We start from the raw sequence: 10644 nt of genomic DNA on the forward strand, positions 1-10644 counted from the left end.
GTGTCCACACTTGTCGAGTATTCAGTTGAGCAGGGGCGACAGGACTTGAACCTGCAACCTGCGGTTTTGGAGACCGCTGCTCTGCCAATTGAGCTACGCCCCTTCGTTCGAGGCTTCACACAACTGCGCGCTCTCCGATCGGTCGATTTCCGAACCGACGGACAGCGCGCTGTAGTGGGAAAACCCCGAGGACCGAGTGTACATCGGCCCACATGCGAGTTACTAATCCCCTGCTGGCTACTCCCCCGCCGCGGCCCGGAGCACCTGGCCGGTCTCGCGGTCATAGCGCACCGACACCGAGTTATCGCCTTCGTGGCCCATCAGCGTGGTGAACGCCTCCATGATGACCCCGCCGTCATCGTCGGTGAGCACGTTGCGGGTCACCACGATGTCGGCGTTGAAGCGGTTCTCCACCGATTTGATCTCCAGCTCGGCGTGCAGCCGGTCGCCGACCTTGATCGGGCGGTGGTACACGAAGCGCTGGTCGACCTGGATGATCTGCATGGTCTCCATGCCGACGTCGACGTTGCGGAAGAAGTCCTGCTGCACCAGCAGCGCCACGATCGAGACGAACGTCGGGCCGGCGACCAGCGTGTCGTGGCCCAGTTCGGCGGCGGCCTCTTCGTGCAGCGACGCCGGGTCCGGCGACTTCACCGCGAGCGCGAACTGCTTGACCTGCTCGCGGCCCACCACGAAGACCTCGGGGTACTTGTAGACCATCCCGCGGATGTCGGCTTTCAGTGCCATGTCAGGCCAGCTTCGCGGTCGCGACGGCGCGGCCGAAGATCTTCTTGCCGCCAGTGGTGGCGGACAGCGCGATGGTCACCGACTTGGTCTCGGGATCGACCGACTTCACGCGGCCGTTGAACACGATCTCGGCGCCGACGCCGTCATTGGGCACCGGCACGACGGCGGTGAACCGGACGTTGTACTCGGTCACCGCGGCCGGGTCGCCGACCCAGGAGGTGACGTAGCCGCCACCGAGCCCCATGGTGAGCATGCCGTGCGCGATGGCGGTGTCCAGCCCGACCTGCTTGGCGATCTCGTCGTCCCAGTGGATCGGGTTCAGGTCACCGGACACACCGGCGTAGTTGACCAGGTCCTGCCGGGTCAGCGGGATCACCTTCTCCGGAAGGGTGTCGCCGACGCTTACCGAACTGAACTCACGCAGTGCCATCTGAAAAGCCCTCTTCTCCGTCGCCCGAACGGCCCGCGAGGGTCGTGTAGGCCTCCTGAACGACGTCACCGCTGTCGTTGGTGATGATGTTCTTGGTGACGACGATGTCCGTCCCGTGCGCCTGCCGGACCGACTCCACGTAGACGTCGCAATACAGCTTGTCCCCGGCCCGGATGGGGCGCTTGAACTTCAGCTCCTGATCGACCTGGACGATCTGAGCGTCGCGAATGCCGATATTCGCGTGGTCGAAGAATGCCAGCTGCGCCGTGTACCCGAAAATGCAGATGAACGTCAGCGGCGCCGGCAGGGAGCCATGTCCCAGCTCGGCGGCGACAGCCTCATCGAAATAAAACGCATCATCGTTCTTGACGGCGATGGCGTGCTCGCGAATCTTCTCGCGGCCCACCTCGTAGGCATCGGGGTAGCGGTAGTGCAACCCGACGATTTTCTCCGACAGAGTCACGACGTATGGGTTACCGCGACTCTTTGTGGGGCTGGTGGTGTCCGCAGTTCGGGCAGAACTTCTTGATCTCGAGGCGATCGGGATCGTTCCGCCGGTTCTTCTTGGTGATGTAGTTACGGTGCTTGCACACCTCGCAGGCCAAAGTGATCTTCGGCCGTACGTCGGTACTCGACGCCACGTCTCTTGCCTCTCGTTGTTCTGCCTGTAGCGGTGGGGAGGCTCGATCTCCCGACCTCACGATTATGAGTCGTGCGCTCTAACCAGCTGAGCTACACCGCCCCGATCGACGCGGCGGTGCTCCGCCGAGCGTCTACCGAGCCCCCTAACGGAATCGAACCGTTGACCTTTTCCTTACCATGGAAACGCTCTACCGACTGAGCTAAGGGGGCCTTGCACTTCCTTCGGCCGTAGGGCCTTAAAGAGGGTACATTCTCGCTGTTCCCGGCTCCAAAACGGCTGGTCTGTGGCTCGTTTTGGGGCTGTTCGGCAGTGGCCGCGGCACCCATCGCGCCCAGGTACGTCAGTTCAGTCAACCAGGCGGGGCCGCGCCACTCCCTGAAGTCATGTAGGAAAGTGGGCCGTCTGACCTACCTGACGTCAGCCAACGACGGTCATCCCCGGTCTTGGCTGAAACCACGTCCTCACGCGGCACGCCACCCCCGGCTGTACAGGGCCGCGGCGGTTCGCCCGACGGCGTCGGCGTCGGAGTCCTCGGCGATCACCCGGATGACGATCCACCGCAACGCCGCCAGATCGCGATTGACCTTCTGGTCGCGGACGTAGGTCACGCGATCGGTCTGGTGGTGTCCGCCGTCGTACTGCACGGCGATTTTGAGGTCTTCCCAGCCCATGTCCACCTTGGCGATGATGCGTCCCCGGGCGTCCCGGACGACGATCTGGGTGCCCGTCGGTCGCATACCTGCGTCCGACAACGCCAGCCGGAGCCGGGTCTCGCGGGGCGAGTCCGCGCCGGCGTCGACCAGACCGAGCGCCGTCCGCAGATCCGCTATCCCACGGGCATGGGGATAGCGCGCGAGCAACGGCAGCACGTCATCGACCGACACCTGTCCGCGATTGAGCAGGGCATCGATGCGGGCCACCGCCGCATCGCGCTCAAGATGCCGGCCGAGGTCGAAGATCGTGCGGGCACGCGTGGTGACTCTGATGCCGGCGACCGTCGTCACCTCATCTTCGGCCCACGCCTCGGCGCGCGCGATCAGCCCCTTCGGCGGATGCGTGTTGACCCACAGCATCTCGACCGGGACCTCGTCGTCGACCCACTTGGCGTAGTGCAGCGCCGACGCCGCGACGCCCGCAACCACTCCCCGCCGCCGCGACCACAACCACGCTCCGCACGCCCGATCCCGAATAGACGGGTTCAGCGGGCCGTAGACATCGGGGAACATCCGTCGATACCGCGTCCGCAACTCGTGCCGAGTCACGGTGCCTGCGGCCAACGCCGCACTGCCGATCAGAACCCCCATGCTCGGATGCTGGCACGTGCTGCCCGCGAAAACAGCCCCTGGACTGGGCTCCTGTGGATAACTGCCGACTACGTGGTTTCCGTCACGGGCGGGCAACGCTGTCGCGGCTGAGGCCAGGGAGGCGATCCGGCCTGCGGACCTACGTGGCTTCAGTCTTCTGACGCCGTTCGCCAGAAGACTGAAGCCACGTATCTCAGGACAGCAGCCAGTCGTTCGGGCTGAACAGCTCGCAGTGCACCCGGTCGACGCCGCGCTGCAGCAGTTGGTCGCGTACCGAGCGCACGAAGCCGTCGTTACCGCACAGGTAGACCTCGGCGTCGGCGGGGAATTCGACGTCCTCCAGCGACATCAGATCCTCGTACCAGAGCTGCAGCGTGGCATTGGGCATCTTGTCGACGAGTTCGCGCTGACGTTCCCGCAGCGGGTGGGTCTGCTCGCTGACATCGGCGTGCAGCACCTGGACGTGGGCGTCGGCCGGAAGCGTTTCCAGGATCCCGAGCATCGGGGTGATGCCGATACCGGCCGAGATCAGCACCAGTGGCGCGCCGGGCGCCGGGGTGGGCAGATCGCCGAACGGCACGGTCACATCGATCAGATCGCCGACCCGCAGGTTGTCCCGAATCCAGCACGACACCTCGCCGGCCGGCTTGACCGCGAACGTCAGCTCGCCGGAACCGGGCTTGTTGACCACGCTGTACTGGCGTAGCTGGCGGGCACCGTCGGGCAGCGTCACGCCCACCGAAACATATTGTCCTGCCGAGAAGTTCGCGTCGGAGGCGACGGTCACCAGGACCGCCCCGGACGGGTCGTCCACCCGGTGGGTGACCGGTGCCCGCCGGTAGACGTCACCGGGCGTCACGCCGGCCTCCTCGTAGAGCGCACGCTCCATGTCGATCAGGGTCTCGGCCATGATCCAGTAGACGCGGTCCCACGCCTCGGCGACCTCGGCGGTGACCGTGTCGGCGCCGAGCACCTCGACGATCGCCGCGAACAGGTGCTCGTGCACGATCGGGTACTGGTCGGCGGTGATGCCCAGCGAGGCGTGCTTGTGCCCGATCCGCGACAGCAACTCGGCCGGATGCGGCAGATCCGGGTTCACCAGGTGGGTCGCGAATGTCGCGATGGACGCGGCCAGCGCGCGCTGCTGAGCGCCCTGCGCTTGGTTGCCCCGGTTGAACAGGTTGCGCAGCAGCGACGGGTGCGCGTCGAAGAGTCGCCGGTAGAACTCCCGGGTGATCGCATCGATGTTCGCCCCGACCAGGGGCAGCGTGGCCGTGACGATCTCGGCGTGCGCGGGCTCCAGGTCCTGTGCGGGGGTGGTGATGGTCATCGGGTGATCCTTTCCAGTGGAACAGTCACGACCGGCAGCAAGCCGCTGCCGGCCAAGTCTTCGAGGGTGTGTTTGTCGAGTTCGCGATAGAAGGCCTCTTTGGCCTCGGCGAGTACGCGGCGCAGCCGGCACCCGGCGATCAGCGGGCAAGGGTTGGCACCGCCGTCACAGTCGATGACCTCGGCGTCGCCTTCGAGTCGGCGCACCAGCCAGCCCAGCGAGACCGTGCGGCCCGCGTCGGTCAGCGTCAACCCGCCGACCCGGCCCCGCCGCGCGTTCACCATGCCGAGGTCCACCAGCCGCGCCACCGCCTTGGCGATGTGATGCTCCGAGGCATCGGCGCCGACCGCGATGGTCCGGGTGGTGATGCGGCGTTCGGCCGCGTCGCCCGCGGCCAGCAGCATCATGGTGCGCAGCCCCAGATCGGTGAACCGGGTGAGTTGCATGGCTGCGACGCTAGTAATCCTGCATTTCAAATACCAGTTTTTGCGGCTGTGCCGTTAAACACGCGCTGACATGCGGTTTTTAGACCTGCGGTTATGGGCGGTACGACGCTTACCCATAAGGTGTTGCGCATGGCTTCCGACGCTGATCGCCTGTACTTCCGCCAGCTGCTGTCGGGCCGCGACTTCGCGGCCTCCGATCCGATCGCCCAGCAGATGCGCAACTTCGCCTATCTGATCGGTGACCGGGAGACCGGTGATGCCGTGGTGGTCGACCCGGCCTACGCCGCCGGCGAACTCGTCGACACACTGGAAGCCGACGGCATGCGGTTGTCCGGCGTGCTGGTCAGCCACCACCACCCTGACCACGTCGGCGGCACCATGATGGGCTTCACGCTGGCCGGGGTCGCCGAACTGCTGGAGCGCGTCAGTGTCCCGATTCACGTGAATGCGCTTGAGGCCGAATGGGTTTCGAACGTCACCGGGATCGCCATGAGCGATCTGACCGCACACGAGCACGGCGACAAGGTCGGCGTCGGCGATATCGACATCGAATTGCTGCACACCCCCGGCCACACACCGGGCAGCCAGTGCTTCTTGCTCGACGGGCGCCTCGTCGCCGGGGACACCTTGTTCCTGGAGGGTTGCGGACGCACCGATTTCCCGGGCGGCAACGTCGACGACATGTTCCGCAGCTTGCAGGCGCTGGCCACGCTGCCGGGCGATCCGACGGTCTTCCCAGGCCACTGGTACTCGACGGAACCGAGCGCAGCCCTGTCGGATGTGAAGCGCTCCAATTACGTCTATCGGGCCAGCAATCTCGACCAATGGCGCATGTTGATGGGCGGCTGAGCACGCCACTCGACCCGCAATACTCTCGCGGCGTACCAGTGCCTGGACTATTCTGCGAGGTCACAGCGCCCCGGGGCGCGCGTTAGGGAGGAAACCCCGCATGACGACACCGCCGACCACGGCCGGCTGGTACCCGGATCCCGACGGATCCGGTGGTCAACGCTATTGGGACGGCACGGCGTGGACCGATCAGGGTCCCGAGGCCGTCGACACCCCCGCCGCCGACGAGGAGACCTCGGCGTGGCCCGCGGAGCTGCCGCCGTGGCCGGAAGACATGGAGATGCCGTCCTGGGAGGACGCCGGAAAGCTCGACTCGGCCGAGGCGGATGAGCCGGCCCCCGCGGACGTCCCCGAGGCCACCCACGACGAACCCGAGCCCGAGCCCGTCTCCTCCGAAGAAACCGGCGCCGGCGCGGAGCAGGCCGCCGCCGAGGCAACGCCCGAGGCGCCCGAGCCCGAGATGACCGCGCCCGCCGTGACCACACCCGAGGTGATCGAGCCCGCCGTGACCGTGCCCGAGGTGACCGTGCCCGCGGTACCCGCGCCCGAGATGGCGATGCCCACCGAGCCGCCGCCCGCGGCGTTCGCGGCCGCCCCGGCACCCGCCAGCCCGCTCAAGGGCTATCTGATCGGCGTCGGAGCCCTCCTGGTCGTCCTGATCGGCGTGCTGGTGTGGGCATTCGCCTTCACCGATCCGGGCACCGCAACGACTGAGGCCACCGGGGCGGACGAGTCCTCCGAGGCCACTGGGACGACGGGTGCGGCAACGGATTCCGCCGCCCCGACCGAGAGCGCCGCCGCGGAGGTCACCGGCACCGATGGGCAGGTCGTCGACGGCGACGTCACGATCACGAGCAAGGGCGTCGAGATCACCCCGACGGTCGCGGCCGTCGACAACGAGATGTTGACCAAGACGGCGGCCGGCGAGTTCGTCGTCGTGCGCCTGACACTGCTCAACAACGGTGAGCTTCCGGCCACGTTCCTCGCCGACCAGCAGGTACTCACCGCCGGCGGGCAGATCTACAACACCGAGACCGAGAGCACCTTCTACCTCGGCGGCATCTCGGCGGTGCTGAACCCGGGCGAGCCCGTCGACGTGGCCGTCGCCTTTGATGTGCCGCCGGGCACGGCACCGGAGTCCGTGCAGGTGCACGGCGACCTGGGCAGCCCGGGCGCGGTTCTCCCACTTTCCTGAGCTGAGTTGCCCGCAAACAATTGACGCTGTCCGTCAATTGGTGGACAGACAACTGATTTCGCGACAAGATAGCCTTCTGACGCCGAATTTCGTTGGGTACTGATCCGTTTTCAGCGAGATTACGCCTTGGTAGCGCCAAGGCGGGTTGGCAGAATTGTTCGCTAGAACCGGATGATGTGGCATCGCAGGGGGTGGGCCGTGACGAACATCGTGTTGTGTTTCGACCACTCCGGCGAGAGCAATGCCACCGCCCTCTTCCGACGCGTCGACCAGGCCGGGCAGGTGGGTTGGCGGCAGTACACCAACAGTCGTCCCGAGGAGGCCCGGGCGTCGGTCGCCGCGGCCTACTCCCATCTGGTCGATCACTGGCAGCCCGGTGACGACGTCTTCGTCTTCGGCGCCGGCAGCGGTGCGGCGTGCGCGCAGGCCCTGGCCCGGCTACTCGGCACCATCGGCGTGCTGGACGGCGAATTGCGCAGCTACATGCTGGCCACCTATGCCCTGCCGCGCACCGCGCGCACGGCGCAGGAATGGCGCCATGTCACCGAGGTGGCCGCCGGTCTGGCCGAGCACGACGACATCACCCTGCCGGTGCGCTTCCTCGGCTTGTGGGACGCCACCCGCATCCGCGGCACCGCAGGGCCGGTCAACGTCGCCGCCGGCCGGCACGCGGTGGCCATCGACGGGGCACCGAACCTGCAGCGCGTCGACGGCGTCGATGAGGTGTGGTTCCGCGGATCGCATCGCGATATCGTGGCCAGCCCATTGACCCTGGACTGGATGCTCGACGGCGCCGAGCAGGCCGGGCTGCGGTTGGACCGCACGCCCTCGGCGCACGTCGAGGCCGAGAGTTCGGCGCTGAACGTGGGGTTGCGGCGGGTGCCGCAAGGTGCGGCAGTACACGCCAGCGTCCAGATGTATGTGCGGGCACATCCGCGGTACTGGCGCCGGCTGCCCGCACAGGTCGAATGGGCCGATCTGGACTGGCTGGACCGCGGCGAGCGACTGTTCGCGGGCACGGACAGCGTCCCCGTGCGGCCGCGGGCCCTCGCCACCGCTTCCTAGCTAAATCACGCGCTGCGGTTTACGCGATCACCAGCGAAGCGCTAATGTCCGAGGCGCAATCGGATGATCAGGTGAGGTCGCGGTGGAATGGTTTAGGGATCGGTGGGCCGATCTGAGCGGCCTCGGGTCGGCCGGATGGTTGACGATCGCGGTGTGGGCGGGGCTGGCGCTCGGAGTGGGCGCGTTGGTGTTCACCGCTCGTACGCTCAAAAAGAACCGCCAGCTCAAAAGCGATGAATTACGGCCGCACGTCGTGGTGTACATGGAACCGCACCCGTCGGATTGGCACGTCATCGAACTCGTGGTGCGCAACTTCGGGCAGTCCGCTGCACACAACATCAGGTTCGAATTCGTGCATCCGCTTACGGTCGGGCGGTACGAGGACGCCGGACCGGAGGGCCTGCCCGAGGTGGCCGAACTTCGTCTGCCCAGCGAACTCACTCAACTTGCCCCCGGGCAGGAGTGGCGAACTGTGTGGGATTCGGCGATCAGCCGCGAGGAGTTCGGCGGGCAGATCCGGGCCAGGTTCGAGGGCACCGTGCACTACGGGGACGCGCCCGCCGGCGGGAAGCGCCGGGAGTTCGACGCGGCGGTGGTGCTGGATTGGGCGACGCTACAGCCGGTACAGCGCCTCGAGCTGATGACGACCCACGATCTGGCCAAGCGGGAGAAGCAGAAGCTGGAGCTGCTGCGCAGCGTGCTCACCTATTTCCATTACGCCTCCAAGGAGACCCGGCCCGAGGTTTTCCGCGCCGAGATCGACCGGATGAACCGGGCGGTGCGCGAGACGCAGGATCGTTGGCGCACACGTCAGTCCGACGAGACCACGGAGCTGGACTTTCCCTGGATCCCGTCCGAGACGTCGAATGGACGGCACCACTCCAGCCCCGCCATCTGAATGGGGTGCCGGGCTCCGTAATATCCGGGCCATGACCGCCACCTACGCCGTTGACGAGGCCGTTGCGACCATCACGCTCGACGATGGCAAGGTCAATGCGCTCTCCCCGGCCATGCAGGCCGCCATCAACGCCGCGCTGGATCAGGCCGAGACCGACATCGCGGCCGGCACCGTCAAGGTCGTCGTGATCGCCGGGAACGATCGAGTGTTCAGCGGTGGATTCGACCTCAGCGTGTTCGCCTCCGGTGACGCCGACGCCGGCCACGCGATGCTCTCCGGCGGTTTCGAACTGGCGATCCGGGCGTTGACGTTCCCGGCACCGGTGGTGATGGCCGCGACCGGGCCGGCCATCGCGATGGGCTCTTTTCTGCTGCTGAGCGGTGACCATCGGGTGGGCTCGGAGCGGTCACGCTGCCAGGCCAACGAGGTCGCGATCGGCATGACGTTGCCGATCGCCGCGCTGGAGATCATGCGGGCGCGGCTGACCGCGCCGGCCTACTCACGCGCGGTGTCGGTGGCCGCGGTGTTCGCCGGGGACGCGGCGATCGCGGGCGGCTGGCTCGACGAGATCGTGGAGCGCGAGGCGGTGCTGACGCGCGCCCAGGCGGTGGCCGCGGAGTATGCCGCGACGTTGCACCTGAAGGCCCATGTGGCCAGCAAGCTCAAGGCCCGCTCGTCGGCCATCGCGGCGATTCAGGCCGGGATCGACGGGCTGGCGGCCGAATTCAAGATGTCGCTGAGCTGACGGCAGTTCGCGAACAAATTCAAGACTCTCGAGTCGGGGACCGATCGACGTTGAATAATCACCCACACACAAATTGGTGAGGCCCCGAACGCGACCGCACCGATGGAGAGGGCCCGTTGAACCACCCCACGCCAGGCTCCCGACCCCCCGGAGAACCGCCGCGGCAGCGCACGACGTTGCTGTGGGTCGCGTTGGCGATTGCAGTGGTCGTCATCGTGGTGCTGTCCGTCGTCGTCATCAAACAGTTCAGCAACGACACCACCGGGAGTCCCATCCCTTCGTCGACGGCAGCGTCGGCAACCGTCCCATCCGCACCCCCGCCGGTCTCGTCGAGCCCAGACGACGGCGTCGTCAGTTCCTCGATGACCTGCGACGGCTACACCGCATCCGTCGACGAGGGCTCCCAGCCGGGATGGCACGCGGCGATCAATCGGTTCGGCTTGGCCTATGCCGCCCCGCCGGATTGGACCGTCGCGGCATGCGGCGTCCGGTCGGGCTGGGCCAAGCCCTGCCCCGAAGGTCAGTGCGTCATACGGGAACTCGGCGCGGTGGCGACCGTCGCCAACCCCGCATGCCCCAAGCAGAACCTGGCGATGTCGGGTGTCGCCGGATCCAGGAACCCGGATATCAGGGCCGCCCTGGACGAGGAGTCGGCTCTGGTGGCACCGATCTATACCCAGGGCGACACGGTGCCGAATGTCGAGTTGGGCCCGGTTCGTGACTTCACCATCGGGACGCGTCCCGCGGTGCAGGTGGTGGCCACGGTCACCGGCATCGCCGCAGACGACTGCAACGGGCCGAACGCGCTGCACAGCATGGTCGTCACCACGGTGCCCAACGTGGAGGGATCCGTCGTCTTCTTGATCTCGTTGCGCGAGGGTGCCACCGCCTCCCCGAAGTCTGATGTCATCGACGGGATGGTCCAGACGCTGCGCAGCCCCGCCTGACGCAACCGCTTAGGTATGGCTTAGCAAATCTGATCGGCCCACACC

Annotated in this window: 13 protein-coding genes and 3 tRNA genes; 6 read left to right on the forward strand and 10 right to left on the reverse strand. The window is 66.8% G+C overall.

Features of this window, described 5'->3' with window-relative positions; genetic code table 11:
* Positions 1–30: 30 nt before the first annotated feature.
* From A7U43_RS25725 to A7U43_RS25770, 10 genes are all read right to left on the reverse strand, one after another.
* Positions 31–103: transfer RNA gene (locus A7U43_RS25725), tRNA-Trp, on the reverse strand.
* Positions 104–237: 134 nt separating this feature from the next.
* Positions 238–747, reverse strand: a complete 510-nt coding sequence (gene hadC / locus A7U43_RS25730) for a (3R)-hydroxyacyl-ACP dehydratase subunit HadC (protein WP_068000659.1) — start codon at positions 745–747, stop codon at positions 238–240.
* A gap of 1 nt (position 748) precedes the next feature.
* Positions 749–1177, reverse strand: a complete 429-nt coding sequence (gene hadB, locus A7U43_RS25735; RefSeq protein ID WP_068000662.1) for a (3R)-hydroxyacyl-ACP dehydratase subunit HadB — start codon at positions 1175–1177, stop codon at positions 749–751.
* A complete protein-coding gene (gene hadA, locus A7U43_RS25740; protein ID WP_068000665.1) occupies positions 1164–1640 on the reverse strand; it encodes a (3R)-hydroxyacyl-ACP dehydratase subunit HadA in 477 nt (158 codons plus the stop codon). Before hadA ends, hadB begins: the two co-directional genes overlap by 14 nt.
* Before the next feature lie 10 nt (positions 1641–1650).
* Positions 1651–1818, reverse strand: coding sequence for a 50S ribosomal protein L33 (rpmG, locus tag A7U43_RS25745; protein ID WP_023985310.1), 168 nt, complete (start codon positions 1816–1818; stop codon positions 1651–1653).
* 27 nt (positions 1819–1845) lie between these two features.
* A tRNA-Met gene (locus tag A7U43_RS25750) sits at positions 1846–1919 on the reverse strand.
* A 37-nt stretch (positions 1920–1956) separates the two neighbouring features.
* Positions 1957–2029: transfer RNA gene (locus tag A7U43_RS25755), tRNA-Thr, on the reverse strand.
* 252 nt (positions 2030–2281) lie between these two features.
* Positions 2282–3124 (reverse strand): hypothetical protein, encoded by an 843-nt coding sequence (locus A7U43_RS25760; protein ID WP_068000668.1) that lies wholly within the window; start codon positions 3122–3124, stop codon positions 2282–2284.
* 193 nt (positions 3125–3317) lie between these two features.
* The gene (locus tag A7U43_RS25765; protein WP_068000671.1) at positions 3318–4454 is read right to left on the reverse strand and encodes a globin domain-containing protein; all 1137 of its coding nucleotides are present in this window, start codon (positions 4452–4454) and stop codon (positions 3318–3320) included.
* The gene (locus tag A7U43_RS25770) at positions 4451–4900 is read right to left on the reverse strand and encodes an RrF2 family transcriptional regulator (protein WP_068000674.1); all 450 of its coding nucleotides are present in this window, start codon (positions 4898–4900) and stop codon (positions 4451–4453) included. Before A7U43_RS25770 ends, A7U43_RS25765 begins: the two co-directional genes overlap by 4 nt.
* Before the next feature lie 129 nt (positions 4901–5029).
* Between A7U43_RS25770 and A7U43_RS25775 the strand changes: the two genes are divergently transcribed.
* From A7U43_RS25775 to A7U43_RS25800, 6 genes are all read left to right on the forward strand, one after another.
* Positions 5030–5749, forward strand: coding sequence for an MBL fold metallo-hydrolase (locus A7U43_RS25775; protein WP_068000676.1), 720 nt, complete (start codon positions 5030–5032; stop codon positions 5747–5749).
* 100 nt (positions 5750–5849) lie between these two features.
* Entirely contained in the window at positions 5850–6944 is a 1095-nt protein-coding gene (locus tag A7U43_RS25780; protein ID WP_068000679.1) for a DUF4352 domain-containing protein, read from the forward strand.
* A 198-nt stretch (positions 6945–7142) separates the two neighbouring features.
* Entirely contained in the window at positions 7143–8009 is an 867-nt protein-coding gene (locus tag A7U43_RS25785) for a phospholipase effector Tle1 domain-containing protein (protein ID WP_068000682.1), read from the forward strand.
* An 82-nt stretch (positions 8010–8091) separates the two neighbouring features.
* Positions 8092–8907: a hypothetical protein gene (locus A7U43_RS25790; RefSeq protein ID WP_068000686.1), complete on the forward strand. Its 816-nt coding sequence runs from the start codon at positions 8092–8094 to the stop codon at positions 8905–8907.
* Positions 8908–8938: 31 nt separating this feature from the next.
* Positions 8939–9652 (forward strand): crotonase/enoyl-CoA hydratase family protein, encoded by a 714-nt coding sequence (locus A7U43_RS25795; protein ID WP_068000689.1) that lies wholly within the window; start codon positions 8939–8941, stop codon positions 9650–9652.
* Positions 9653–9843: 191 nt separating this feature from the next.
* The gene (locus A7U43_RS25800; protein WP_156526030.1) at positions 9844–10599 is read left to right on the forward strand and encodes a DUF8017 domain-containing protein; all 756 of its coding nucleotides are present in this window, start codon (positions 9844–9846) and stop codon (positions 10597–10599) included.
* Positions 10600–10644: the final 45 nt, after the last annotated feature.

The sequence above is a fragment of the Mycobacterium adipatum genome, assembly GCF_001644575.1.
In the GTDB taxonomy this organism is placed as follows: domain Bacteria; phylum Actinomycetota; class Actinomycetes; order Mycobacteriales; family Mycobacteriaceae; genus Mycobacterium; species Mycobacterium adipatum.

Bases quoted from the DNA above. Each gene is read 5' to 3' on its own strand.
- hadC (WP_068000659.1), bottom strand. From the start codon at position 747: ATGGCACTGAAAGCCGACATCCGCGGGATGGTCTACAAGTACCCCGAG.
- hadB (WP_068000662.1), bottom strand. From the start codon at position 1,177: ATGGCACTGCGTGAGTTCAGTTCGGTAAGCGTCGGCGACACCCTTCCG.
- A7U43_RS25760 (WP_068000668.1), bottom strand. From the start codon at position 3,124: ATGGGGGTTCTGATCGGCAGTGCGGCGTTGGCCGCAGGCACCGTGACT.
- A7U43_RS25765 (WP_068000671.1), bottom strand. From the start codon at position 4,454: ATGACCATCACCACCCCCGCACAGGACCTGGAGCCCGCGCACGCCGAG.
- A7U43_RS25770 (WP_068000674.1), bottom strand. From the start codon at position 4,900: ATGCAACTCACCCGGTTCACCGATCTGGGGCTGCGCACCATGATGCTG.
- A7U43_RS25775 (WP_068000676.1), top strand. From the start codon at position 5,030: ATGGCTTCCGACGCTGATCGCCTGTACTTCCGCCAGCTGCTGTCGGGC.
- A7U43_RS25780 (WP_068000679.1), top strand. From the start codon at position 5,850: ATGACGACACCGCCGACCACGGCCGGCTGGTACCCGGATCCCGACGGA.
- A7U43_RS25795 (WP_068000689.1), top strand. From the start codon at position 8,939: ATGACCGCCACCTACGCCGTTGACGAGGCCGTTGCGACCATCACGCTC.